Here is a 24104-nt window from a genome sequence, read left to right as displayed (position 1 = left end):
GCTGCCTGCACAGTTGTCCGCTCCGCTCCCAATCGTGAACCCCGCACCCGCTGCGCGGGCACGAGGCCGGCACCCGGCTCCGCCGGGTGAAGCGGGCCACGAGGGAGGGTGGCCGGGTGCTGCTCGCAGGCTCGACTACCCGGGGGCTGGCCCATCCGTCCGGCCCAGGTGTATCAAAGTGATGCACTATGTACAGTTGGGGAAAACGAGCCACACCCCCCGGCAGAGCACGGCCCCTCACCAGCCACCCCGAGGAACCCCAGGCTGCCACAACCGAGCCTCACCGGCCCCGGTCGATATGGGCCGGGTAATTCACTCTCGCCTTTCACTCTTCGCCTGGCGGATTCGCCAATTCACCGCCCGCTCAACGCGAATGCCCGCGCTCGCTTCCGCCGGCTCGCAACTCGCCCTGCCACACCCGGGAGCACGGGAGGACTGCGGCAGGGGTGCGGCGGGTCTGCTGACCCCGGCAGCCCCACACCCCGTTTCCCCTTGCCACAGCCCGGAACTCCCTTGCCACAGCACCCGCCGCACCGTGCGACCACAGCCCCCGGGCAACCCGCCGGCTCGCAGGCCCGGCCAGCGCACGGCCAGGCGGCCGGACACCCGAGCTGCACCACGGCCAGGAGGCGCAGCACGTCGGCACCACGTCGAATAGCCGGACCCCGCCAACAACGCCCGGACCGCCACGTCCTGAGTGTGTATCAAAAACGACCCGTAGACCAACTCTGGAATGGCCACCCACCACCCCGGAAACCACCCGCACCCCGAATCCGAACCACCCCCGGAAAAGCCCCTGCCACACCCGAAATTGATGCACGCACAGGAGCGCCACCGGAGCGACCCCCCCGGCAAACCACCCCAGCCGCAGCCGCCACGGCCCGGCCGCCGGCTCGCACCGGGCGCCGGCTCGCACCGGTACTCAGCGGGTGGTGGCGCGGCCGTACTCGAACTGCTCGACACCGTCGGCGGACCACACTGAGCAGCGGATCGGTCCGGTGGTGTAGCGGTGGAGAACGCGGGCCTCACGGCACAACTCCCCGGCAAGGGCGCAGGTGTCCCAGCCCGGCGGCAGCACGCGGGTCCCTCCACCCAGAGCCACGCGGCCAGCAGGGGCCGCTACGTCATCAGGGCGCTCTACCAGGTACGCGTAAACAGTCACGAGTCCATCCAACACCCCACCACGCAGCCCTGTACGCCGACCTGACAGCCCCACACACCACACCCACAGAGACCCGGACGGGGTTGTGAACAGGCACGCCCATGGCAGCCCCCCATCCTCGCGATAGGCGCTTGACGACAGCAGCTCAGTCACCTCGTGACAGCCATGATCACTTCACTGCGCAGTATGAGCAGGGCCAGCCCTCCCCGCCCTTGCTGACGCCCATCCAGTGCCACCACCCCACCCATTCACATTCGTCGGCGAGGCGTTCTCCATGGACAGCCTGGAGTTCATGCGCTGGGCCGCCGTCCGGTACGACGACGACCGGTTCGTCCTCGTGGTGCTGTTCACCCTCATGGGATCGCAGAAGCCCGGCGGGTTGATCGAGGCCACACACGTGGACGTCGCTCAGGCCCTTGGATATAGCCGTCCCCACATCAGCCGCGTCTTCAACGTCCTGAAGGCCGACGGGGCGCTTCGCAAGCTCCAGCGGGGCCTCTACCAGCTGAACCCGGCTGCCTCGCTGAGGGGTGGGCTCAGGGAGCCGGGCAAGGGCGAGAAGAAGCGCTCCAAGACGGGTATGGGCGACAGGGTGGAGCAGCTGGATCTGCTGCGCGAGATCATGGAGGACCCGGACGCACCCGAAGCGTTCCGGGCGATGGCGGCTCCTGGCGCGAAGCTGGAAGTGCGCGAGGAGCCGGATGGGGAAGGGAAGACCACGTCATGACGTCCCGCAGAGGAATGGGTTCCGCGCCGCAACGTGCTGTGGGGCGGTTTCAACGGTCTCGCGTACGTACCGCGGCTGCCTCCTACCGCCTACACCCTGCTGCTGTACATGATGAGCGAGCAGGAGCTGGGCGGCCTGGTCGTTGCCACGCACGACGAACTCGCCACCGGTCTCGCGTTGGAACGCGGCACGATCAGTCTGGCCATGCCGCACTTGGTCGCCGCCCGGCTCGTCACCGTGGTCCGCCGCAGCCGCTTCCAGCTCCACCCTGCGATTGCTGCCTTCAACGACCCCCGCGAACAGCATCGGGCGCTCAAGGCTCTCCCCCGGGACCTGCGGCTGGATGTCGGCGACTTCGAGGACGAGTACGAACGCCGCTTTCAGCTGCACCTGGACGAGAAGGCCCGAAAGGCCGAAGCAAAGGCGAAGGGCAACGTCACATCCATCACCAAGCCGCCCCGCCTCAAACGCGTGCACTGACCACCACACGGCGCCGTGCCCCTTCGGCACGGCGCCGTTCTCGGGCGCCCAGGGGCGATGCTCCGCCCCCAAGGGAGAAGCTGCTGGCCAGCGGCACTCAAGACCGATAGGTGGTAGCACCAGGTGAACCGGTTTGTTCTACCCCTCCAGAACAATCCACGACTGACCTGGCCGTGGCCGATCGATGCAGCAGCTCTGCATAGATCTCGCCCGGAACATCACAGGCCTGCGATGTTGTACAGCCGCTGACGGTGCGGCACCGGCCGGGCCGGCCCGCCCGAGCCACGAGCAGCACCCATCGCCTCGCGTAGCGCTGTGGTCACCTTGCTGCCGTCGCCAGTGGGGGCCGCGCAGGTTCGACGATTGGTCTCAGCAGCGGCGCCCAACGGGCGTGAGGCTCACAATCTGACGGCCTTCACGGGGTTCCAGCCGCTCTTTCAGCGGGCGCGGCAACGTTGGGACAGAGCCGCCGGGAAGAAGGCCCCTGCGGCGCATGGTCTGGTCGCGGCCGCGGCACCAGGGTGTGCAGAACTTGCGTGGACGACGGCTGGACTCGGGGAGCGGCTGGGCGCAGGTGGGGCAGTGGCCGGCCTCGATGACCGGGGCCAGTTTCTGGAGCAGTCGCCGCACGCGGTCTTCGTCTTGCGAGGTGTACGGCTCTACGTCGGCGCGGCACCCAGCGAGGAGTTCGACGAAGAGGGTGCGCAGCGATGTGAGGTCGCGGTGGCAGGTGCCGAGCAGGTCGAGGTATTCCTCCACCGGCCAGGTGGCCAGGACGGTGGAGCGGGAGAGGTAGAAGCCGACGGTGTCGATGCGGTAGCGGTCTGCGGTGTCGAGCAGCAGGTAGCCCAGTAGCTGCCAGGCGCTTGCCTTGGGGAAGCGGTGCGGGTGCCTGTCGCTCTTGAAGTCGATGAGGAGGCCGTCAACTACGAGGTCGGCGTCGGCGGTGATGGGGGTGCCGGGGAACGTGGGGCCGGGCGTGCAGTCCTCGGGGCGAGTGCGGGCGCGCAGGGGGTGCAGGGGGCCGTCAGCGGCCTGGTGGAGCTGCGCGACGATGTCGGCTACCAGGTCGCGGTGAGGGAGCAGGAGGAGCCGATCAAGGGTGAAGGAGCCGGGGTCCTCGCGCGCTGCGAGATACAGCGGGGTGTGCTCGAACCCGAAGGGGTTGCGGGCGAGGACCTGGTACCAGGCCGCGGCGATGAGGAGGCGGGCCAGGGCTTCCTCCTCATCGTGGGCGCGGTCGATGGGGGTGTTGCGGTTGGCGAGGTCCAGGGCGTGGACGGTATGCGTCAGTCGCGAGGCGAGCTCGTTGCCGACGGCGCGCATCCGCAGGCCCGCGCCTTGGTAGTGGCGGCCGGTCTGTTGGATGCCGATCGCGGCCGCCAGGTCCACGGGTGCGACTGTGGTGAAGGCGAGACGCAGCCGAGTGTCGATTGCTGTCCCGGCGGTGCCGGCCTCGGTGCCGACACCGGGGAGTGGCATCAGGACGCGGTCTGTGCGGTGTTGGGACCGAAAGGACTCCCTCAGCGGCTTGGCGCCGGCGGACAGTTCACGGTCCAGGAACCGGCGCAGCGGACTGCGCGGGTTGTCGACTCCGCTCTTGAGACTCATTCGGGGGCCGCCCTTCGACAGACGCGCCCCCGTAGGTGACGCGGTGAAGTGGTCACAGAAGGGACGGTAGGAACCGGGACTGACACGGTGTCGCCCGGAAGAGGTAGGCAGCGAATGTCCTCGGTGCGGAGTTCACCCGTTCGTGCGGCGAGGGCGCTCTGCACGCGGATCGGGCGCGCAGCGGGGCGGCAGGCGTGGCCGTCTGCTGGCCACCGGTGGCCACGACGTGTCTACGGACTGAGGGCGCCAGGATGCGGCGGGAGTGCGCCTCCTGCTGCGCACCTCCGATCAGGAGTTCGTCCCGCTCCGCCGTGGGTGGTCGGTACTGTCCCGTAATGGAATCGCCGATCACGTTCGATCGTCTCTACGAGGGCGGCAAATACTTCGCGCACCTCGCGATGGAAGCCCACGCCGAAGAGAAGCAGGAAGTCTTCCTGTTACACGCTGGCGTCAGCGTCGAGCGCCTGGCGAAGGCGGCTTTGGCCCTTGTCCACCCCACCTTGCTCACCGAGGTGAGCGGGAAGGACGACATGCTGCTGCACTTCGCGGGTGCGGTATCCAAGCCGCCGACCCGTCTCAGGACCATCGGCGCGGCTACGGCGATCGGTCGGCTGCGGAAGATGGACGTCTTCCCGCAGCGGCCTAGTAGGGAGGCTGACGATCTGGATGGTCTGATCGAGCTTCGCAACGGTGTCGCTCACCTCGGGACAGAAGATGTGGAGGACTACCTGGGGACCTTCACAGCGACGGTGGACAAGCTCCTGCTGCACGCGGGGCGGGGCCGCGGCTCTTTCTGGGAGTCCTGGTCGGACACGGCGCAGGTGGTGTTGGACGACAGGGCGGGTCGCCTGCAGAAAGCGGTGCGGCTGAGAATGGGTCAGGCACAGCATCGGTTTCGGGCGCGCTTCGGTTCCCTTCCCGCGGGTGTAGTCGACGACGTTGCGCAGACTGTGGGTGATCGCGGGCTGCTAGTGGTCGAGGTCGGTCCCGCAAGGGCGCTGTTCCAGACGCTGAGCCAGTGCCCTGCCTGTGAGCGAGAAGCCGCCGCTTTGTTCTTGGCCGTAGGGAAGGACACCGCGCTGTTCGACCTGGAGTTGGCGGCCGAAAGCCTGCTGTGCCGGTTGTGCGGGTTCCGCCTTTCCAGCGCGGAGGAAGTCGAGGCCGTGGGCCTGCCGACCACTTACCGTTACTCCGTGGAGGACCTGACGCAAATCATCGCTGAAGGCCCGGACCCCATAGAGCGCCTTGCCGTACTCAAACTGGCCCTACCGATCACAAGGCCCGACACCGACGGCAGGTTTTGGAACCAGCGCCCCGTTGTCGCTGGGTGGCTACCCGAGCCAGACAACTGGTGAAGAGCCCCTATTCGAGTCGTGCGGTATTCCCCGGCTCGCTGCAACCTTGACGGTCACCCAGGCTGGCTCCAGGCCGCAGGCATCGGAGCGGAGAGCGAGCACCAGCACATCGACCGGCCGCCAGGTCAACGCGTCAGGTCCGGCCCTTGGGCTTCTTGCGCCGCACCCGCTCCTTGCGCCGCTGCTCCTCGCGGTTGGCTGCCTGAACTTGCTGCCGTTCTTCGTGGGCAGAGCGCCAGGCCTCCAGGTCGAAGTCGGGCGCGTGCTCGCCGATCCAGGCATCGACGTCCAGGCCGGGCACGGTGTACTTGTAGCGGGCTACCAGCTGCGAAGGCGTGCGGGCGGGGCTCACCGGCACCCCGCACATCGACGCTGACCTCACCGACCCCGACACCGTCCTGGCCCCGCCCGGCCCCTGGACCAACCGGTCGCCTTGATGTTGCTGTCCACCATCGGGCACGTCACCGACCCCGTCGCGGCCGCCGACCTGGGCAGACGTATATGGGGCGCCTGGCAGCGGAAAGCTGTCTGGTGCTGTGCACGACGCTGGCTCCCCCGAGGTCTCCGCCGCGAGCGAGTGGCGCAACCGGCTCCGGGGCAGGTGTCAGGCCAGGCGTGTGGCCCTCAGCCCGTCGAGCGGATACTCGCTCGGGAGCCTGGCGGGGTCGCCCGGCACGGTGATCTGTACGGCGATGGGCCGCGAGTTCCCCGCTGTCAGCAGCTGATCTGTCTGGGAGTCGATGTACACCTTGCCGTCCTCGTGCGTGACGTCGACACCGGACGCCACAACCTTCGCCCCGCGCGCCGTTCGCAGGTCGAACGAGATCCGGAACCTGCGTGTCTCTTTCCCCTCGCCTCCGGCCTTGCTCGCAGCGGTGACGGTCAGCTCGACGCTGTACACCTTGCCCTGCGGATCGGAGCTCTGCCACGATCCGGAGGACTTCTTCGTCACACGGATCTCGTCGTAACTGGGAGGTACCGGCATCGGTGTAATGCGTCCGGCTCCGTTCACGACCTCCAGGCCGTCGACGGGGATCTTCCCCTTCCCGATCCGCTCGGCACGGTCGGGAACGGTGCTGCCGCTCAGGTCGAGGTGGTTGACGTTGCCCGCGGAGTCAACGGCGTAGAAGTGGCCGGCGGAGTCAAAGAACGTGGCCGAGTAGGACTTCCGGGAACCGCTGGACTTGCTGGCCTCGGCAGGGGGAAAAACACCTTTTCTGAGCACGGTCTTCATGGGGTTCTTCCGGGGGTCCACGTGTAGCAGGTCGCCGTTGTCGCCTTCGACCGAGATCAGTCGGCCGTCCTTCGGGTGGTGGGCGAAGTCGTCCCACCGGCCGGAGCCCGGGCGAGGCCCCTCTGTCGCCGTCCGGGCCACCACGTCGATCATGTAGCTGGGGACGTCGGGGCCGCTCGCGACGAAGAGTTTCTTCCCGTCGTCGTCCATGTCGCCGTCGTACCATTTCAGCCCGCCCGGCAGCCCTGCGACGGTCTTGTCCGAGACCGTGCCGGCCTCCACGTCGATGGTGACCAGCCGGTTGCCGCTGACGGCGAAAAGCAGGGGCTCCTGGTCATCACCCCGGTACTGCGCGCCCATGGCGGTGTAACCGTCCTTGTACGCAGGCACCTTCTCGACCACACGGGTGTCCCCGTCGATCGGGTCGAAGCGGTAGATCCGCGTGTTCGTCCTGCCTACCGCCAGATAGACCTTACGGTGCGCCATGAATTGGTTCCTTTCGGTGATGCCTGGGTGCCGCCCACAGCATCGGTAGCTGCGCATTTCTTGGCAAGGCCACAAAGTGGTCGACCGGCGACAAAAGGTCAATCCTGATCGTTGTGCGCTCTACCGGCGCGCCTGCTCGACAGGTCCCTCGGTTCTCCTACGACAGCCAGGTCGGCGGCCGCCAATGCCCTGATGGGCCACGTGCCGGAGTCGTCTGACCAGAGACTCCGGACCGCGGCCCCAATCGGTTCGGGGTTGTTCTCCTGCCAACCGGCCGGGCACGCGCGATCCCAGAATGGGGCCGGGACCCTGGCGACGGTCGGAGCGCAGTCGCCGGCGAGCTGGAGCGTTGACGGTTTCTCCCCTTGTCGGCGCATAGCCTCGAACGTTGATCCCGTATACGGGACAGCTGGCGCCGGCAGGTGCCCAAGGCGTGCGAGAACGCGGCATCTGGAGTAACTGACTGGTACTCGCGAGTGCCATCTCTCGTAGCGTCGGATGTGGCGTGCAAAAGCCCCGGGTGCCGCGTTCAGCTCGCTCGTCCGCCCGGGACAGAGCCCTAGAAGTTGGGAAGGCCGCACCGTGGAGAACCCCGACGTGCTGGTGGCCGGAGCAGGCCCGGGCGGTTGTGCCAGCGCACTGGGGCTTGCCGGACGAGGAGCCGAGGTGCTTCTGGTGGACCCCGGTCCAGCCCGGCAGCCGTATCTGTCCGGTGAGTGGATTCATCCCACCGGCGTCGCCGCGTTGCGGCGTCTGGGGGTCGAGTTCGACGGCGCTGCCTGTGCGCACCATCGCGGCTTCATCGTCCACCCTCCAGACGGCGAGCGGCCCATCACGCTGGAGCACCCCGGCGCCAGGGCCCTGAGCATGCCGCACCAGAATTTGACTGCCGCGCTGCTCAGGATGGTGGTCGACCACCGGGGCATTACCCTGCTGTCCGGGCACCGGTTGCTCTCGGCCACCGAGCACGGCCTCGCGCAGACCACCGACGGCCATTACCGGTCAGCCCTCGTCGTCGGTGCAGAAGGCCGCAGCTCCGCCGTCCGCCGGGCTCTTTGCCCGACGGAAAGCGCACCGGTCAAGCTGAGCCGTACGGCAGGGATCGTGCTACCCCTCGCAACGCTGCCAGCGGAGGGCTATGGTCACGTCGTGCTCGGTGCTCCGGGGCCGATCCTCCTGTTCCGCCTCACTCCCGACAGGATCAGGATCACCTTCGACATCCCCATGCCGGGGCCTTCTCGACAGACCCTGATACGTCATCTGCTGGAGGAGTACCTGCCGCACCTACCTGGTGCACTCCGGCCGGCGGCCCGGATCGCCCTGACCTCGCGGCTGGTCCAGTGGGCGTCCAACACCTACCGGCCGCGCGACTTCCACGGCCGCGGGCGCTGGGCTCTCGTGGGCGATGCCGTCGGTCACAACCATCCGCTGGCCGCCCACGGCCTCTCCCTCGCCCTCCTGGACGCCGAGCAACTGGCAGAGACTCCCCACCTGGGCGCCTACCGCCGCCGCAGCCGCAGTACCTCCTGGGCTCCGACGCACGTCTCCGCTGTACTCGGCAGACTTTTCCTTGCGCCCGATGCCCTGTCGGCGGATCTACGCCGCAGTCTCTTCGCCGAATGGCGCAGCAGCCCTGTACGCGCCCGGCAGGCGATGCGGCAGCTGGCACTTCTGGACACCCGCAGGTGGCCGCTGGCGACGACCTTCGCACGCACTGCCGGACGCGCGCTGACCGGCAGCGGCCAATCGAACCTCCCCGCCCTGTCCCGCCGGATCCGGGAACTGCTCGCCTGGGGCGGGTGGCTCGGTCGCACCCATCCGCCCTATACCGAGGGAGCGCCACGTGACCACGTCAGCTGACCGGCCCGGACACGGGGCAAGAACCACGCCTTCTGCCGCCCTTGAGGACCAGATCAAGCCCTGGCAGGCCATCCCTGCGCTGCCACAGGGCTCTCGCCTGCTGGGGAACTCTGTGGCCTTCGGGAAGGATCCCGTGGCTTTTCTGGAAGCGGGACGGGCGTATGCAGGTGACCTGTTCCGCTTCCGTCTGATGGACCAGCAGGTGGTGTTCGCCTGCGGTGCGAGGGCGCATGAAACCGTGTTCAAGGCTGCGGACAGCACGCTGAATCCGGGCGACGCCTACCCCTTCATGAAGCCCATCTTCGGCGCGGGCATCGCTTTCGATGCCGAGCCCGAGGAGATGGACCGCCAGATGGGTCTGCTGGCGCAGCACCTCACGGCGCCTCACCTCCGCCGCTATCCCGCCCTCATGGAAACCGTGATCGACGAGTGCATCGAGGGATGGGGGCCCGAAGGGGAAATCGGGCTCGTTCCTGCGATTGCCGAGCTCGTCGCCGCTGTGAGCAGCCGCTGCCTGCTCGGTCGTGAGATCCACCGGACCACGGGCCCCGACACCATCAGCCGCTACCGCGACTTGGCGAGCGGCATGCGACTGGCCGGGCTGCTCGACGTACGGCTGCCTCTGCCGGCTTTTCGGCGCAGGGACCGTGCGCGTCGGCACATTGCCCAGCAACTGCAGCAGGTCATTGACGCGCGCAGGAGATCTTCGGATGCACCGGAGCAGGACTTGCTGCAGCACTTGCTGGAGTCGCGGACTGCAAGCGGACAGCTCACGCCGGACGAGACGGTGATCGGGATGCTGATCTCGATGACCTTCGCAGGAGTGCACAACAGCGTTGGCCTCGCCTCGTGGGCGGGTGTGGTGCTCCTGGAGCAGGCGGGGATGCTGCCCCAGCTGCTTGAGGAGCAGGAGCGCGTCGTATCCCCCAGGGGCCCGCTGACGGTGGAGCAGCTGCACGGTATGGAGTTGATGGGGCACTGCATCCGGGAGGCGGAACGGCTCCATCCACCCACGATGGTCCTGATGCGTAAGGCCCGCACGCCCTTCATCCTTGAGGGGCATCACATTCCCCAAGGCACGCTCGTGATGGTGTCCCCCTCCGCGGCCCATCGGATGGAGTCGGTCTTCGCCGACCCGGCGCGCTGCGATCCGACCCGGTTCGCCGCAGGCCGGGAAGAACATCTGGGTCCGTATCGCTTGATCGGTTTCGGCGGGGGCAAGCACCGGTGCATCGGGTTCGCCTTCGCGACGCAGGAAGTCAAAGCGATCTGGAGCGTCCTGCTCCGGCGCTTCGACCTGCAGCTCCTCGGCGCCCCCCACCGGCCGTCCTACTCCACGGCGTTCATCTCCGAGCCGTCGGATCCCTGCATCCTGCGCTACCGCAGACGGCAGCAGGGCTAGGCACGGTTCGTGCGACAGAGGAGAAACCCATGGGCCTGTCCGCCCCCGAAAACGCGCTGGGATACGCCACCGATCGTCAGCGGTCGGCTGCAGATCCCCGGTCGGTCCACCGCCTGGCACGCCAGCGTGTGCTGTCCCTCCAGGGCTTCGACGGTTCCTGGGAAGGCGAGATGGCCTGGAGCGTCATGATCCTCTCGCAATATGTGATCACCAGGCATCTCTTGGGCAGACCGCTACCACCGGGCGAGGTCGGTCCGATCGTGCAGCACTACCGGGTCAAGCGCCTCCGGCAGACAGGCTGGGGGCTGCACTCCGCCTCCGCGGGACCGTCGCCTTACTGCACCAGCCTGGCCTACATCGCCCTGCGCCTGCTAGGCCTCGCTCCCGACCATCCCCTGTGCCGCCCCGCGCGGCGGTGGCTGCGCGCCCAGCCGGGCGGGGTCGCGGCCATTCCCTCTTGGGGGAAGTTCTGGCTCGCGCTGCTGGGCCTTTTCGACTACCGGGCCATGCACCCCCTTCTGCCCGAGCTCTTCCTGCTGCCGAAGTGGTTGCCCATCCATCCCGACCGCCTCTACTGCCACACACGCACCATCTCCCAGGCCATGACCTACCTGTACGGGACCCGCTTCCAAGGACCGCAGGGCGGAGTCGTCGAGGATCTGCGCAGGGAACTATTCGACCGCCCGCTGCGGCGCAGTGACCGTCACCGCATCGGCATCGACGCGGCAGTCTCTCCCACCGTCTCGCTGCGGCTGCTCCAACGAGCCCTGGCCGCCTACGAGACCCGCCCTCCCCTTGCGCTGCGCCGCCGCGCACTGGATCGCTGCCGTGCGCGGGTCGAGCACGAGCACACGGTGGCCGGCCGCCTAGGGCTGTCCCCCGTCAACTCGTTGCTCGATATCCTGGTCCTGCACTCCAGCGGTGAGAAGCCCGACGAGGTCGACCGCTCACTGCAGGCCCTCGACTACTGGCGCTGGACCGACCCGCATGAGGGAACCCGCTATGCCGGGGCCCGTTCCCAGACCTGGGACACCGCCTTCGCCGTTGAGGCTCTCCTCGCCGACCACTCACCCTGCCCGGAAACGCTCCGGGCAGTCAAAAGAGCCGACCGTTTCCTCACTGGCGCACAGATCACCGAGGAGATCCCCACACCCCGCCTGACGGCCCGCTCACCCGTCCGCGGCGGCTGGTGCTTCTCCGAAGGCGGCCATCGATGGCCGGTCAGCGACTGCACCGCCGAAGCCGTCGGCGCTCTGCTCGCCGGAGCCAGCGCAAGCCGTGCCGCCCCCTCCTTCGATGCTTCCGCCGCAACGGAGTTCCTCCTGGCCCGGCAGAACCGCGACGGGGGCTTCGGCACATACGAGGCCCGCCGAGCACCGCGCCTGCTGGAGTACCTCAACCCGGCGGAAATGTTCACCCACTGCATGGTCGAGGGCTCCTACACGGAGTGCACGGGTTCGGCCGCCGTCGCCCTGGCGCAACTGCGTGAGCGCGGCGACAGCACGCAACGACAGCTATGCGACAGAGCACTGAGCAAAGCCCGCGCCTTCCTGCTGTCCCAGCAGGAAGAAGACGGATCCTGGCCCGCAGCGTGGGGAGTCAACCGGATCTACGGCACCCTCTTGGCGGTCCGCGGCCTGCTGGCCGCAGGAGTGCCACGCACTCACCCCTGCTTCGTCCGGGCCGGCTGGTGGCTGGAGAGCATTCAGCTCCCGGACGGCGGCTGGGGCGAGGACCACACCGGCTGCATCGACAACCGCTACGTGCCTGGCGCCGCCAGCCAACCCGTCAGCACCGCCTGGGCGCTCCTCGCGCTCCTTGAGCTGACCGGCGGCCGCAGCCGAGCCGTCCTATCAGGTATCGCCTGGCTCTGCGACCGCCAACTCCCCGGCGGAAGCTGGCCGCAGACCGCAGCCACCGGTGTCTTCTTCGGCACCGCCATGCTCGACTACCGCCTCTACCGCGAGTACTTCCCGCTCTGGGCTCTCGGCCGCTGGCTCGCTACGCACCCCGGCCCGGAACTTCCGGTCGGCAGCCCTGCTGCGCACACAGCCCACCTCCCCAGCGACCCAGGAGCTCGTCATGACAGCTGAACCCCAATTTGCACGCCTCCAACGTCTCGTCTCCAGCCCGCACACCCGCCATCACCACACCACGGAGATGGTCACGACCTACTACGAGCTGGTCAACGACATCTGCCAGGCGGGCTGGGGCGACTCGCATCACTTTCCGCCGCTGCGGCCCCACGAAACGCTGGCCGCCGCCCAAGCCCGCAGCGAACGTGCTCTCGCGGACCGCGCTCGACTCACTACGGGCCAATGGGCACTCGACATCGGCAGCGGCGTCGGCGGCCCAGCCGTCACCATCGCCCAGCACTCCAACGCCCAGGTCGTCGGCATCGACCTCAGCCACTTGCGCATCACCAAGGCCCGGGAACGAGCTGCACGCATCGGCCCAGCCCTCCCGGTGCAATTCATCGAAGGCGACGCCACTCGGCTGCCCTTCCCCGATGCGACCTTCGACGTCTGCTACAGCTTCGAGGCGATCTGCCACATGCCTGACAAGCTCCAAGTCCACACGGAGGCCTTCCGGGTCCTCAAGCCGGGTGGCCGATACCTCGGATACGACTGGCTTGCCGCCGACAGCCTTGACCTCGCGGATCACGAGCAATACATCGAGCCCATCTGCCAATACCACGGTATTCCGGACCTGGATACCCCGACCCAGCTCGACGAGCGCCTGCGTCAGGCCGGCTTTGCCGAACCACAAGTGACACCCGTCGAATCCCCTGCCGACATGCACCGCACCTGGGACCTACTCGAACGCCATGACCGACTCGCCCACGGTCTGAACGACCCGGTCATCGCCTTCATGAGCAGCGGTGCAAAAGCCCTCTATCAAGGGGCTCGCGCCGGCAAATTCACCATCGGACGATGGGAAGCGGAGAAGCGCCCGGATCCTTCCGGCCTCTGACCGCGCTGCTCTTGCCCCGCCTGCTCCCACGCGGGTGCGTTGCCGGTGGAGTTCCGTCCGTTCGGGGCAGTCGGCCGGAACTCGTAGATCCCCCCTGTCCGGCCTCAAACCTCTTCGTCTGGAAGGAGTGGGGGCGGAGCGTGGCCGCATCAGGTGGCGGGTCCCCGACCAGGCGCGACCGTGGGGACATCCAACTGGGCTGTTGTCCATTCCGCGAGAGCCCAGAGCGGGAAGTAGTACCGATAGTTGTCGTAGCGCAGGGCGAGGGTGCGGAAGGTGACTCCTGTGTATGGGCCTTTGGGGTAACTGCCGTCGGGGAGTTGCTGCTGAATGAGATACCGCACTGCGGCCCGGGCGGCGATGCCGGTGGCTTGCCCGGCGGCACACAGCGCTAGGAGGCCCCAGGCAGTTTGGACGGGACTACCATGAAGTGAGGCTGCGTAACGGCCGTTGAGGCTGGAGGCGGGGCTCTCCCCCCAGGACCCATCGGGGAATTGGATGCTTCGCAGGAATCGTGCGGCACGTACGAGCGCGGAATGGTCGTGGTCGAGGCCTGCAGCGCGCAAGCCCTCGACACCGAACCAGGTGCCGTACGTAAAGCAGATACCCCAGTTGCCTTCGAAGCTACCGTCAGGGCACTGGGCATCGAGCAGGAAATCGCGTCCGGAGGCAGTGGCGGTCTCGATCCGGTGACGCAGAGGCGGAGAGAAGGTGTCTTTATAGGCATTGAGGGCTTTGAGGATGCTGGCGGTGCATTCGGTGTAGGACCGCTCGATCATGCAGTCAGCGAACACGTGCATGGGGTTGAGTCGGGCCAGCCAGCGTGGTCCGCGTTCCGGTTCGTAACTTGACCAGCCACCGTCGCGGTTCTGCCAGGAGAGCAGTAGGTCCGCGGTGACGGACGTGGGTACCGCAAGGCGTTGCGTGGACGTCTCAGGCAGGTCGGTTTGCAGAGCTTGCAGGGCTTCCGCAGTGCAGTCGCTCACTGGCCAGCCGTGCGCCCGAGTGGAGAAGGGCCAAGCACCGGCGCGGCGTTCGCGGTGGAAGGAGCCCGGCTGGGGCAGATCGTCGGTCAACTGGCTGGCACGGATATAGGCCAGGGCCCTGGGCAGGGCAGGAACAGACAGATGCGGGCCAGCTTTGTCGGCTGCGGTGAGTGCTTGCGCGGCCAGTGCCGTGTCCCAGACCTGGGTGGATTCGCATCCTTGCACGTCCGCGCCGTGCGGTCCGTGCCATAGGTAGTCCCTCAGTCGGCTAAGAGTTCTTTGGGCCGTCTCGCCTGCCGGGTCGCAGAAGTGGTCGACAACGGCGGCCAGTGCCGCCGCGCTCGAACTCATGTGGAGACCAGAGGAGTGCTGGCCGTCGTACTTCAGATGAGCCAGGACATGATCGAGGGCCCGGCGTCGGAGGCGCTGCGGCACGCACGTGTCAACGAGGCGTCCGGCTGCGGCGCCGGCGGTAACGAGCCAGGAAGCGGGTTGCAGGTCGTCGCTGGAGGCGATCGTGGCGCGATGTTCGCGCCACGGGATGTGCTCGTAGTCCCGCTCGTACAGCTCCATGCGCAGAGCATGGATCACGTCATCAGCCGGCACGGTAGCCCGGTGAGCGTAGAGCCAGCTCATGGGCAGCAGCTGCTGCCGGGAATGGCAGTAAAGTCGGCTGGGATGCAGAGGAAGCCGACGCGGCAAGAGCCAAAGTTCCGGCAGCAGCGGATCCAGGCCGCGGTAGTCGTAGAGGTTGATCAGACACAGCCAGAATTTGGCCCAGGGGGCTGCGCGCAGTGGCCCGCCCTGACAGTGGATCCACCGGCGCATGGCCGTCATGTCAGGCTCACCAGGACTCTCGCCCAGCAAGCGCAAGGCGGTGTAGTTCAACACGGTGCTGAACAAGGTGCCCGGGCCCTGCGCGTATAGGCCCGTGCTGCCGTCCGCATTACGGTAATGACGCATCTGCGAGGCCAGGGAACCGGCCAGATCCGCATCGTAGGGGGTCCGCGTGATTGAGTGCGCCAGGACGAACATCGGGGTCAGGAAGGTGGGCCCGCTGTACTCGGCGAGCCAACTCCCGTCCGCTTGCTGACGGCGAGCCAGGGCCTCGCCAGCGGCATGAATCGTGTGCTGAACTCGGCAGGGCAGGGTTACCTGATCGTCAGTGGCCTCCGGCGGTGCTCTCATACGGCTGCTCTCCCACTAGCACCACAGCTGCTGCGGACGCGCAGCAGCCACTTCTCTCCCACCATTGTTCGAGACAGGCAGAGCCGCAAGAGGAGCATGCGACACCGGTAGCGATCGTGGGGGCCGCGCCCACAGCTGGCACCATGGTCAACCTGCGTCGAACAGCGCATGCGACGGCCACGGACGCTCGGAGGAAGCGCGCGTTGGAGCACACCGATAGGAAGCCCATTGGAAGCGATGGGAGCAGGGCGGACCACCTCATCCAAATCCGAACACCACCTCCGATGCGGGACCAAGGTCGGCAACACACGGGCGTCCCGAGCTCTCGGTGGTGACCACCGCCGCCGGGTGCGCAGCACGGCGACAAGGCCCGCGACGTCGCGGCCCCAGTACGTGAGGGCACCAGTGAGGTCGACGCAGGTGGACCAGTCGGCGGGCAGGGGTTCGGCGGCGGCAAGGGGGTCGACGTGCTCGGCGCGGCGCGATCGGCAGGCTGATCCATGGGATACCTCGTGCGGTTCATGGCCGTGACGGTCTGAGCGTCGAAGATGCGCACAGTTCGCTGCGGTGTTTCTGTTGAGCGTGGCATGGCCTCGGTGTCCGTCGGGCCGTGCCCTTCCCGTTCGGCACAACGCAGGAGGCATCCATGGTCGATACCCCGGACAAGACGCTCAGCGGCAAGGTCGCCTTCGTCGGCGGCGCGTCCCGCAACCTCGGCGGACTGATCAGCACCACCCTCGGCGCGGAAGGCGCCCGGGTCGCGGTGCACTACAACAGCGACTCCTCGCGGGCCAAGGCCGAAGATGTCGTCGCGCAGATCAACGAGGGGCCGGGCGAGGCGTTCGCGATTCAGGGTGATCTGACGAAGGTCGCCGAGGTGGAGCGGGTCCTTGACGAGGTCGTGAACCGGTTCGGGAAGCTCGACTACAGCATCAACACCGCCGGCATGGTGCTGAAGAAGCCGCTGACCGAGATCACGGAGGAGGAGTACGACCGCATGTTCGCGGTCAACTCCAAGGCCGCGTTCTTCGTGATGCGCGAGGCCGCCCGGCGTATCGAAGACGGCGGGAAGATCATTACCATCGTCACGTCGCTACTCGCCGCGTACACGGGCCTGTACTCGTCGTACGCGGGCAGCAAGGCGCCGGTCGAGCACTTCACCCGCGCCCTGTCGAAGGAGCTGTTCGGCCGGAACATCTCGGTCAACACCATCGCTCCGGGACCGATGGACACGGCATTCTTCTATCCCGCCGAGGACGACGACTCCGTCGCCTACCACAAGTCCTCCGCGATGAACGGCGACCTCACCAAGATCGAGGCCATCGTGCCGTGGGTGCGGCACCTGCTGACCGAGGGCTGGTGGGCCAACGGCCAGACCCTCTTCCTCAACGGCGGCTACACCACCCGCTGACCGGCACCAGCCCGGCGGGGGCGCCGTGCCGTCCACCCGCCGGGCCCTCACATCCGACTCCTTGCGGAGGCTTCCCATGGCCGTCCAGTTCCCTGACCCGACCGTGGCCGCGTTCGTCGACGCGGTCAACGCAGGCGACAAGGACGCGTTCCTTTCCGTTCTCGCGCCGGACGCCACCATGTCCGACGACGGAACCGACCGAGACATCACCGACTGGACCGAGAAAGAGATCTTCTCCTCGAACGGGCGTATGGACGTGGAGAGCGTGTCTCCCGACGGGCGGGCCCTGGTTGCCACCTACACCAACTCCGCCTGGGGAGCCATGCGCACCCGGTGGGCCTTCACCGTCACCAGTGGCAGGATCAGCCGCTTCGAGACCGGCCAAGCCTGAACCGGACCACCCCCGCCGACGCCACCACGCTCCTCACCGCACCACAGGGATCCCACGCCCATGAGCCAGACACCCTTCATCGCCGGCGCCTGGCACCGGCCGATGACCGCCCGCCCACGGGATGAGAAGCATCGCAGCGCGACCGCCCTGGAACTCTTCTTCGACCTGTGTTTCGTCGCCGCCGTCGCCCAGGCAGCCGTGGCGTTCGAGCACGAACTGGCCGAAGGACACATCGGCCACGGCATCCTCGGATACGCCCTGGTGTTCTTCGCGATCTGGTGGGCCTGGATGAACTTCACCTGGTTCGCCTCCGCCTACGACACCGACGACGTCCCCTACCGAGTCCTCACTCTGGTCCAGATCACCGGCGCCCTGATCATGGCCGCCGGTGCGGCCGAAGCCCTCCAGAACCAGGACTTCACCGTCATCACCTGGGGCTATGTCGTCATGCGCCTCGCGATGGTCACCCAGTGGCTACGCGCCGCGCGCTCCGACCCCGACCGCCGCACCACCTGCCTGCGCTACGCAGCCGGCGTCTTCCTGGTCCAGGTCGGCTGGGTTGCACGCCTGTTTCTTCCCGGCGACGGCGGCCTTACCGTGTTCGCGGTCCTGGCCCTGGCCGAACTCGCCGTCCCGGCCTGGGCCGAGCGGGCAGCCATCACCACGTGGCACCCGCACCACATCGCCGAACGCTACGGACTGTTCACCCTGATCGTCCTCGGCGAGTCGATCACCGCAGCCACGGTCGCCGTCCGAACCGCCCTCGACGGAGACGCCGCGCTCAGTGACATCGCCACCCTCGTCATCGGCGGCATCCTCACTGTTTTCGCCCTGTGGTGGTACTACTTCGCCCAGGACGCGCCCCGAAGGCTCATCAGCCTGCGCTCCGCCCTGATGTGGGGCTACGGCCACTACGCCGTTTTCGCCTCCGCCGCAGCCGTCGGCGCCGGACTCGCACTCAACGTCGCCCACACCACCGGCCACGGCCACCTCACCGACCACACCGCCGCAGCCGCCTACACCATCCCCGTCGCCATCTACATCACCGTCGTCTGGCTCCTGCACCACCGGGCTTCCGAGGTACGCACCGCGAACGACATCATCCACCCCACCGCCGTCCTCGCGATCCTGGCCGCGACCTTCACACCCACCCCCGTGCTCATCACCGGAGTCCTCACGACAGTCCTCATCGCCACCACCCTCGTCGTGGGGGCACGCGCCGCGGCCGCGGCCTGTCACACCTGAGACGAACCCCCCGGCTGGTCGCCCTGCGCCGCGCCCCCGCAGAGTGTGGCGCTCCGAACTGGACCGCGCGTCCCTACCTGCGGGCATCAGCAACATGGCCCCGGCACCGCTGCCCTACGGCACACAGCTCAACACCCATAGGGCAGGTGTCTAGGACGGCCTCTTTTGGGCTCTGGCGCAAGTTCCGTAAAGCGGTCACGATTAGTGACCAGTAGGCGTTTCGAGTGCCTGGAGGATCTGTCGTACTTCCTGGCGCCATTGTTCGGCGTCGGCGCTGTCCACCCAGCCGGTTGCCATTTCTGATCCGTCCTGGAGAACCCGGTCCAGTGCGAGTCCGGCCTCGGGGAACAGCGGTACAGCGGTTAACGCTAAGCCGGTGATCATGGGCTTCTAGCACAGGCGATCGGCTTGGCGCGGGGGTTCGGCGGAAGATCGTTGAGCGGCTGCGGGCGTCGTTAGCGTCAGGTCCATGCCAGTGGAGTTCTTGACCGACGAGCAGGCGGCTTCGTACGGGAAGTTCAACGAGGAGCCGACCCGGCCGGAGCTGGAGCGGTTCTTCTTCCTCGACGACGAGGACCGCAAGCTCATCGCGAAGCGGCGCGGTGATCACAACCGGCTTGGGTTCGCCCTTCAGATGTGCACCGTGCGCTACATCGGCCGGTTCCTCCCGGACGACCCGCTGGACGTTCCGTGGGCGGTGGTGGAGTACCTCGGGGAGCAGCTCGACATCGAGGACGTCAGTTGCGTGAAGCAGTACACCGAGCGCAAGCCGACGGCGTACGAGCACGCGTGGGAGATACGTGACGCGTACGAGTACCACGAGTACGACGATGCGGAGTGGGGGCGGAAGTTCCGTACGTTCCTGCACGGCCGGGCGTGGACGCACGCAGAGGGGCCGGTGGCGCTGTTCAACCAGGCGGTGGGCTGGCTGCGCCGGCACCGGGTGCTGCTGCCGGGGGTGTCGGTGCTGGCCCGGAAGGTGTCGGAGGTCCGTACGGTCGCGGAGAAGCGGCTGCACGCCACGGTCTCCAGGGCCGCGCACCGGGCGGACGCGGCGCTGCCCGGGGACCTGGTGGCCACCTTGGTGACGCCGGAGGGCGCCCGGTTCTCGGAGCTGGAGAGGCTGCGCCGGCGGCCGACGCGGACGACGGGCACGGCGTTCGCCCGGTCGCTGGAGCGGGTCGATGAGATCGGCGCGTTCCAGCTGGGCCGGGTGCGGCTGTCGCAGGTGCCGCCGAACCGGCTGGCCGCGCTGGCCCGCTACGGGCTGGGCTCGAAGGCGGCGAGCCTGGAGCGGGCGGAGGAGCCCAAGCGCACCGCGATGCTCACCGCGGTGATGCGGCACCTGGAGGCGAAGGCCATCGACGAGGCCCTGGACCTGTTCCAGGTCCTGATGGCGACCCGGCTGCTCAGCACGGCGAAGCGGGCGACGGAGAAGGAGCGCCTGTCGGCGCTGCCGCAGCTGGAGAAGGCGTCCCGGACGCTCGCGCGGGCGGCGAAGGCGCTGTTCGAGGAGCTGGAGCTGGTGGAGACGCACGGCGCCGACCTGGACGCGGCGGCGCTGTGGGCGGCGGTCGAGGAGGTCGCCCCGCGGGAGTCGGTGATGACTGCGGCCGCGCTGGTGGTCTCCCTGGTGCCCGAGGACGAGGACTCGGCCGACGTCGCGATGCGGGCGGCGCTGACCACCCGCTACAACACGGTGCGCCCTTTTCTGGCGCTGCTGGGCGAGTCGAAGGCGCTGGCGGCGTCGACCGGCGGTGCGCGGGTGCTGGCCGGGGTGAAGCGGCTGCCGGCGCTGGCGAGGCGGCGGGTGAAGGACAAGCCGCTGCTGCCGCGCGAGGTCGACGACAAGCTGGTGCCGGCCGCGTGGCGCAAGGCGACGGGGACGTATGGCGTGCTGGAGCCACTCGCCCGCAACCGGGTCAACCTGAAGAAGATCGAGACGTGGTGGCCGGACATGCTCCGGGTCGCAGGCTCCCTGGTCACCAACCAGGTCCGTGCCTACGACCTGCTGCGGATGTTCGGCCGCGAGGGCCACCCCACCCCGCCGGGGCAGGCGTTCGCGGAGTATGGGCGGATCGCCAAGACCGAGCACCTGATGCGGATGGTCGACCCGGTCGACGACACCTACCGCCGGCAGATGAACCGCCAGCTCACCGTGCAGGAGTCCCGCCACAAGCTGGCCCGGGACGTGTGCCACGGCAAGCGCGGCACCATTCACCAGGCGTACCGCGACGGCATGGAGGACCAGCTTGGCTCGCTCGGCCTGGTCCTCAACGCCATCGTGCTCTGGACCACGAAGTACATCGACGCCGCCGTCGCCCAGCTCCGCGCCAAGGGCCACGAAATCCGGGAGGAGGACATCGCTCGGCTCTCCCCGCTCAAGCACCGCAACCTCAACGTGCTCGGCCGCTACAGCTTCACCGCCTCCACCCCGGCCGCCGGCGCCCTGCGCCCGCTGCGCGACCCTGATGCACCAGAACTCGACGATGACGAGGAGTAGGCGGCGTCGACCCGCGGGAGTGAGCGAGGCGAATGCTGATGCTGACGGGCTCGTCCGGGCTAGCGTGGACAGGCTGGACTTCGAGAAGGCGCAGGGGGACAAGTATGGAGACTGAGGCAGCCTCGTACGAGGAGCATACGAACACAGGAACCGTGCGGGAAGTGGTACACGATGTGGTGGCCCGGGTCGCGCAGGAAGAAGTGCCCGTGATGGAGGGGCTGGCTCGGTTCAGTGACGCCACGGTCGTGCGAAGGTTAGGACACCGGGGCGGGCGGCGGCGTGAGCCGTTGGGCTTTGGGGCAGGTGAGGTTGCCGCGTTGGTTACGGGGGTTGTGTGGCTGGCGCTGGACCAGACCGTACGGCTGCTTGGCGAGCGGGCGGCGGACCGTACGCTCCGTGGGACGAGGGGCCTACTGCGCAGGGTTTTCCGCCGAAACGCAGAACCGGCGAGAGTGCCTCCGCTGACCCCCGAGCAGCTGGCCGAGGTGCGGCAGCGGGTGCTGGAGGTGGCGGCCCAGCGCGGCCTGGAGCGGGAGCGTGCCGAGACGGTCGCCGAAGCGGTGGTGGTCAGGCTTGTGCTGGGCACCACGGAGGTGGTACCGCCCGCAGCGCCAGGCGAGTTGGGCGGAACTGCCGACGGTGGTACGAGCGACAGCGCGGGTGGTGATCCGCCACCGGACATACGAGGCAGCAGCGAGGGCAGCGCGCCGGAGAGGCCGTGATGGTGACGGCCACGGGACACCTCACACTGCCGCGCGTGGACGAGCGCTCGATGCCCTCGGGCACCACGCTACGCTTCATTCTGCTGGTGGTGCTGATCGTGGTGAGCAGCGCCCTTATGACCATGCTGACCCTGGGTTCCGGGTTCGGTGCGGCTTCGACCTCGCGCACGGGCAGCACGAATGGTTGCGAACTCGCCGCAGGGGGAGACCCGTCCCGCATCGGCGGAGCGGTCCCGCAGGCGGACACTAGCGCTTACCGGGAGTGCCTGGCCCGCTTTGGCCCGAAGGACACCTCGCCCTGGTGGGTATCCGAGGTTTGGCCGCTTTTGATGGTGGTGGTCGCCGCCGTACTGATGTGGACGATACCGGCGTGGAAGGCGCGGCGGGGACGGGTCGTCCCGCTGGAGGCGGTGGACGGCGACGGCGCGGTACGGGGCGCGGTGGCGGAACTGGCTACGGCGGCGGGGCTGAGGAGGGCGCCGCGAGTGGTCGTCGATCCGACGGCTGCCTCGGCCGGCGCGGTGGTGTTCGGCAGCAACAGGCGGCCAGTGGTGTGTCTGCACGGCGGTCTGCTGGTACGCGCGCGTACCGATCCGGAGGGCTTTCGCGCGGTGCTACTGCACGAGTTCGCGCATATCCGCAACGGCGATGTCACCCTCACCTACCTCACCGTGGCGTTGTGGCGGGCATTCCTCGGCGTTGTGCTGTTGCCATACGTGGCACTGATGCTCAGTCTGGCGGTGTGGATGGCGCTGTTCGCTCTGGAAGTACGTGCGCCGCTGGCGCCCGAGACGATGGCGGGTATCGACAGCACCAGGCTGCTCATAGCCCGGCTGCTCGGCCTTGCGGCCGTGCTGGTGCTGCTGGTCCACCTCGCGCGGGCGGACGTGTTGCGCACCCGGGAAGTCCACGCCGACCTGACTGCGGTGCGCTGGGGCGCGACCCCGGACCACTGGGCGGCCCAGGCGGCCAGCCCTGGCGGAGCTGCTGCGCAGCGCGGCGTGTGGCGGCTATGGGCGTCCTTCGCGGAGCTGTTGCGCACCCATCCGCGGTGGGACCTGCGCCGGGAGGCGCTGGCCGACCCTGCGGAGCTGTTTGGCGTACGGGCGCTGCCGATGTTCCTCACTGGGGTGGCCGCCCCGGTGATCAACGCCCAGGTGTGGTTGTACTCCGGGCGGAGCGGTATCCCGCTGCTGGAGGAGGCTTCCTGGGCGGTGACAGCCGCGCTGGTCGCCGGAGTGGCCGGCGTTGCCCTGTGGCGGGCGGCCGCGCACGCTGTGCTCACCGGGCGGCGCGAGCCTTCCGGTGTACGCGCCGGGATGTGGCTGGGCGCCGGGATGACCGCCGGGGAACTGGTGGCCTACCAGTCCGGGATCAACACCTGGCTGCCCGGCAACCCTGTAATGCTCCTGTTCCCGTTCGCCGCCGGTGCGGCCTTCGGCTGGTGGACCGCCCAGTGCGCCCGGCTGTTGACCAGGGCATGGCCAAGGCGTATACGGCCGATGGTGGTGCTGGGGGCGGTGGTCGGTGCGGTGCTGCTGGTGTCGTGGTTCGCCTGGTGGCAGATGTTCGGCGTGACCTACGCGCGCGAGGGCCGCTCAACGGCGCGCGCCGCTGCACCCGCCCAGGACCAGACCCCCGCTACCCCGTCCCCCAAGACCCGCGCCCTGCAGGTATACGCCTGGGAAGTATACGGCGGGAACCGCCTGGAACAACGCTTCATCACCATCAACCGCGAGCTCGGGCCGCTCATCCAGAACCCGCATGCCATCGACGAGTCCCGCACTCGCGCCCAGTGCGCGCAGTTCCGCCGCTTCGCCCACGACGCCGCTCGGTACTTTCCCGTACCCGACCCCCGGGCCCAGACCTTCTGGCGGCGCACCCAGACCTACGCCACCCGCGGCGCCGCGAACTGCGACCGCGCCTTGGACCGCGCCAGTGGCCGCCTTCTCGCCACCGCCCTGAACGAATTCACTGAGGCCTTGGAATCCATGGGCGCCATGAGCGTCCGCAACCAGAGCATCATCAAACGCGCCGGAATACTGGGACCACGGCGTAGCTGAAGCGACCTTGGGCGCCGAGGAGCATCTGCGTCAAATCCTGCACCTATTCAGCCTCGCAGGCTGGAGCCGATGCTGCGTCAGTCGACCATCGGGCTGGCGCAGCCTTGAAGCACGATCTGTCATGGATCGTCCTAAAGCCCCGAATCACGCCCCTACGGACAGCCGACCGGGCGGCCTCCGGCCACGGACGTCGCGCACGGCCATTCTCATAAATGTTCATCTGTGAGAGTTCTGCGAGAGCCCCCAACGTGATCACGTTTCCGCAGGTCGCCGTTCGCAAAAGTCCTCTCGAAACCGGCACGTTG

19 protein-coding genes are annotated in these 24104 nt (G+C 68.1%); 13 read left to right on the top strand and 6 right to left on the bottom strand.

The window, feature by feature from the left end:
• Window positions 1–922: 922 nt before the first annotated feature.
• Window positions 923–1102, bottom strand: coding sequence for a hypothetical protein (locus tag ACYVE9_RS00820; protein ID WP_461025710.1), 180 nt, complete (start codon window positions 1100–1102; stop codon window positions 923–925).
• Window positions 1103–1436: 334 nt separating this feature from the next.
• Here ACYVE9_RS00820 and ACYVE9_RS00815 point away from each other — a divergent pair, with 334 nt between their 5' ends.
• Both ACYVE9_RS00815 and ACYVE9_RS00810 read left to right on the top strand, forming a co-directional pair.
• Entirely contained in the window at window positions 1437–1889 is a 453-nt protein-coding gene (locus tag ACYVE9_RS00815) for a helix-turn-helix domain-containing protein (RefSeq protein WP_461025709.1), read from the top strand.
• Between the two features lie 33 nt (window positions 1890–1922).
• Entirely contained in the window at window positions 1923–2369 is a 447-nt protein-coding gene (locus tag ACYVE9_RS00810; protein WP_461025708.1) for a hypothetical protein, read from the top strand.
• A 369-nt stretch (window positions 2370–2738) separates the two neighbouring features.
• Here ACYVE9_RS00810 and ACYVE9_RS00805 read toward each other — a convergent pair whose 3' ends face one another.
• The gene (locus tag ACYVE9_RS00805; RefSeq protein ID WP_461025707.1) at window positions 2739–3980 is read right to left on the bottom strand and encodes a hypothetical protein; all 1242 of its coding nucleotides are present in this window, start codon (window positions 3978–3980) and stop codon (window positions 2739–2741) included.
• A gap of 335 nt (window positions 3981–4315) precedes the next feature.
• On the opposite strand from ACYVE9_RS00805, the gene ACYVE9_RS00800 reads away from it, so the two are divergent.
• Window positions 4316–5335: a hypothetical protein gene (locus tag ACYVE9_RS00800; protein WP_461025706.1), complete on the top strand. Its 1020-nt coding sequence runs from the start codon at window positions 4316–4318 to the stop codon at window positions 5333–5335.
• 133 nt (window positions 5336–5468) lie between these two features.
• On the opposite strand, the gene ACYVE9_RS00795 is transcribed toward ACYVE9_RS00800, so the two are convergent.
• Together ACYVE9_RS00795 and ACYVE9_RS00790 are read right to left on the bottom strand one after the other, a co-directional pair.
• On the bottom strand, window positions 5469–5717 hold the full coding sequence (locus ACYVE9_RS00795; protein ID WP_461025705.1) for a hypothetical protein: 249 nt from the start codon (window positions 5715–5717) through the stop codon (window positions 5469–5471).
• Between the two features lie 222 nt (window positions 5718–5939).
• Entirely contained in the window at window positions 5940–6971 is a 1032-nt protein-coding gene (locus ACYVE9_RS00790; protein WP_461025704.1) for a hypothetical protein, read from the bottom strand.
• A 666-nt stretch (window positions 6972–7637) separates the two neighbouring features.
• On the opposite strand from ACYVE9_RS00790, the gene ACYVE9_RS00785 reads away from it, so the two are divergent.
• Genes ACYVE9_RS00785 through ACYVE9_RS00770 form a run of 4 tightly spaced genes read left to right on the top strand, consistent with a single transcriptional unit; the run spans window position 7638 to window position 13290 of the window.
• Window positions 7638–8915: an FAD-dependent oxidoreductase gene (locus ACYVE9_RS00785; RefSeq protein ID WP_461025703.1), complete on the top strand. Its 1278-nt coding sequence runs from the start codon at window positions 7638–7640 to the stop codon at window positions 8913–8915.
• A complete protein-coding gene (locus ACYVE9_RS00780) occupies window positions 8899–10317 on the top strand; it encodes a cytochrome P450 (RefSeq protein WP_461025702.1) in 1419 nt (472 codons plus the stop codon). Before ACYVE9_RS00785 ends, ACYVE9_RS00780 begins: the two co-directional genes overlap by 17 nt.
• A 29-nt stretch (window positions 10318–10346) precedes the next feature.
• Window positions 10347–12410: a hypothetical protein gene (locus ACYVE9_RS00775; RefSeq protein ID WP_461025701.1), complete on the top strand. Its 2064-nt coding sequence runs from the start codon at window positions 10347–10349 to the stop codon at window positions 12408–12410.
• The gene (locus tag ACYVE9_RS00770) at window positions 12400–13290 is read left to right on the top strand and encodes a class I SAM-dependent methyltransferase (protein WP_461025700.1); all 891 of its coding nucleotides are present in this window, start codon (window positions 12400–12402) and stop codon (window positions 13288–13290) included. Before ACYVE9_RS00775 ends, ACYVE9_RS00770 begins: the two co-directional genes overlap by 11 nt.
• A 149-nt stretch (window positions 13291–13439) precedes the next feature.
• Here the strand turns inward: ACYVE9_RS00770 and ACYVE9_RS00765 are convergent, their stop codons facing one another.
• The gene (locus ACYVE9_RS00765) at window positions 13440–15464 is read right to left on the bottom strand and encodes a prenyltransferase/squalene oxidase repeat-containing protein (RefSeq protein WP_461025699.1); all 2025 of its coding nucleotides are present in this window, start codon (window positions 15462–15464) and stop codon (window positions 13440–13442) included.
• A 646-nt stretch (window positions 15465–16110) separates the two neighbouring features.
• On the opposite strand from ACYVE9_RS00765, the gene ACYVE9_RS00760 reads away from it, so the two are divergent.
• From ACYVE9_RS00760 to ACYVE9_RS00750, 3 genes are all read left to right on the top strand, one after another.
• A complete protein-coding gene (locus ACYVE9_RS00760; RefSeq protein WP_461025698.1) occupies window positions 16111–16875 on the top strand; it encodes an SDR family oxidoreductase in 765 nt (254 codons plus the stop codon).
• Between the two features lie 76 nt (window positions 16876–16951).
• On the top strand, window positions 16952–17266 hold the full coding sequence (locus ACYVE9_RS00755; RefSeq protein WP_461025697.1) for a nuclear transport factor 2 family protein: 315 nt from the start codon (window positions 16952–16954) through the stop codon (window positions 17264–17266).
• Window positions 17267–17326: 60 nt separating this feature from the next.
• Window positions 17327–18511: a low temperature requirement protein A gene (locus ACYVE9_RS00750; RefSeq protein WP_461025696.1), complete on the top strand. Its 1185-nt coding sequence runs from the start codon at window positions 17327–17329 to the stop codon at window positions 18509–18511.
• A gap of 201 nt (window positions 18512–18712) precedes the next feature.
• On the opposite strand, the gene ACYVE9_RS00745 is transcribed toward ACYVE9_RS00750, so the two are convergent.
• Window positions 18713–18895, bottom strand: a complete 183-nt coding sequence (locus ACYVE9_RS00745) for a DUF4259 domain-containing protein (protein ID WP_461025695.1) — start codon at window positions 18893–18895, stop codon at window positions 18713–18715.
• 85 nt (window positions 18896–18980) lie between these two features.
• Here ACYVE9_RS00745 and ACYVE9_RS00740 point away from each other — a divergent pair, with 85 nt between their 5' ends.
• The 3 genes from ACYVE9_RS00740 to ACYVE9_RS00730 all read left to right on the top strand — a co-directional run bounded on the left by ACYVE9_RS00740 (window position 18981) and on the right by ACYVE9_RS00730 (window position 23799).
• Window positions 18981–21014: a DUF4158 domain-containing protein gene (locus ACYVE9_RS00740; protein WP_461025694.1), complete on the top strand. Its 2034-nt coding sequence runs from the start codon at window positions 18981–18983 to the stop codon at window positions 21012–21014.
• A 452-nt stretch (window positions 21015–21466) separates the two neighbouring features.
• Window positions 21467–21736, top strand: a complete 270-nt coding sequence (locus tag ACYVE9_RS00735; RefSeq protein ID WP_461025693.1) for a hypothetical protein — start codon at window positions 21467–21469, stop codon at window positions 21734–21736.
• Window positions 21737–21771: 35 nt separating this feature from the next.
• The gene (locus tag ACYVE9_RS00730) at window positions 21772–23799 is read left to right on the top strand and encodes a M48 family metalloprotease (protein WP_461025692.1); all 2028 of its coding nucleotides are present in this window, start codon (window positions 21772–21774) and stop codon (window positions 23797–23799) included.
• The last annotated feature ends 305 nt before the right edge of the window (window positions 23800–24104 follow it).

The sequence above is a fragment of the Streptomyces sparsus genome (assembly GCF_054776295.1).
Note: the sequence above shows the minus strand (reverse complement) of the source record. Positions and strands in the feature narration are given on the sequence as shown.

Bases quoted from the DNA above. Each gene is read 5' to 3' on its own strand.
- ACYVE9_RS00765 (WP_461025699.1), bottom strand. From the start codon at position 15,464: ATGAGAGCACCGCCGGAGGCCACTGACGATCAGGTAACCCTGCCCTGC.
- ACYVE9_RS00750 (WP_461025696.1), top strand. From the start codon at position 17,327: ATGAGCCAGACACCCTTCATCGCCGGCGCCTGGCACCGGCCGATGACC.
- ACYVE9_RS00745 (WP_461025695.1), bottom strand. From the start codon at position 18,895: ATGATCACCGGCTTAGCGTTAACCGCTGTACCGCTGTTCCCCGAGGCC.
- ACYVE9_RS00755 (WP_461025697.1), top strand. From the start codon at position 16,952: ATGGCCGTCCAGTTCCCTGACCCGACCGTGGCCGCGTTCGTCGACGCG.
- ACYVE9_RS00815 (WP_461025709.1), top strand. From the start codon at position 1,437: ATGGACAGCCTGGAGTTCATGCGCTGGGCCGCCGTCCGGTACGACGAC.
- ACYVE9_RS00760 (WP_461025698.1), top strand. From the start codon at position 16,111: ATGGTCGATACCCCGGACAAGACGCTCAGCGGCAAGGTCGCCTTCGTC.
- ACYVE9_RS00740 (WP_461025694.1), top strand. From the start codon at position 18,981: ATGCCAGTGGAGTTCTTGACCGACGAGCAGGCGGCTTCGTACGGGAAG.
- ACYVE9_RS00770 (WP_461025700.1), top strand. From the start codon at position 12,400: ATGACAGCTGAACCCCAATTTGCACGCCTCCAACGTCTCGTCTCCAGC.
- ACYVE9_RS00805 (WP_461025707.1), bottom strand. From the start codon at position 3,980: ATGAGTCTCAAGAGCGGAGTCGACAACCCGCGCAGTCCGCTGCGCCGG.
- ACYVE9_RS00775 (WP_461025701.1), top strand. From the start codon at position 10,347: ATGGGCCTGTCCGCCCCCGAAAACGCGCTGGGATACGCCACCGATCGT.
- ACYVE9_RS00800 (WP_461025706.1), top strand. From the start codon at position 4,316: ATGGAATCGCCGATCACGTTCGATCGTCTCTACGAGGGCGGCAAATAC.